Raw genomic sequence first — 385 nt, forward strand, 5'->3', positions numbered from 1 at the left:
CAAAGCTGTTGTATTTTTTATATATTGCGAGAAAGCCAGAAATAACTGCGCCCGTAGAGCAACCAGTAAGCATATCAGTATTTTGTAAGAGGCCTGGGTTATCGGCTTGTAATCGTTGTAGCATTTTGACTGACATCAAACCTCTTATTCCGCCACCACAAAAGCTTAGTATTTTATAAGTAGACATTTAATTACTCCGTATTGATTTGAAATTTAATTGAATACTAATGTAGACAATATTGCTTTTTATTTAGATGTTTTACATTAAGGCCTGTTGACCTTTCATGATTAAAATTTGTTCTATCTAAAGGCGATTTTATCGCGGTGCGAGATTTGTACTTAGTGGGCTCGGTAACTGCTCCTGCGTTACTCTAATGGCTTACAT

At 35.8% G+C, this 385-nt stretch carries 1 protein-coding gene; it reads right to left on the reverse strand.

Annotated elements, in window-relative coordinates; translation table 11 throughout:
* A partial coding sequence (locus CWB66_RS11860; RefSeq protein WP_171037496.1) for a patatin-like phospholipase family protein occupies positions 1-187 on the reverse strand: 187 nt, incomplete at its 3' end.
* Between the last annotated feature and the right edge of the window lie 198 nt (positions 188-385).

Source organism: Pseudoalteromonas sp. S558 (assembly GCF_005886635.1).
Taxonomy (GTDB): Bacteria; Pseudomonadota; Gammaproteobacteria; order Enterobacterales; family Alteromonadaceae; genus Pseudoalteromonas; species Pseudoalteromonas aliena.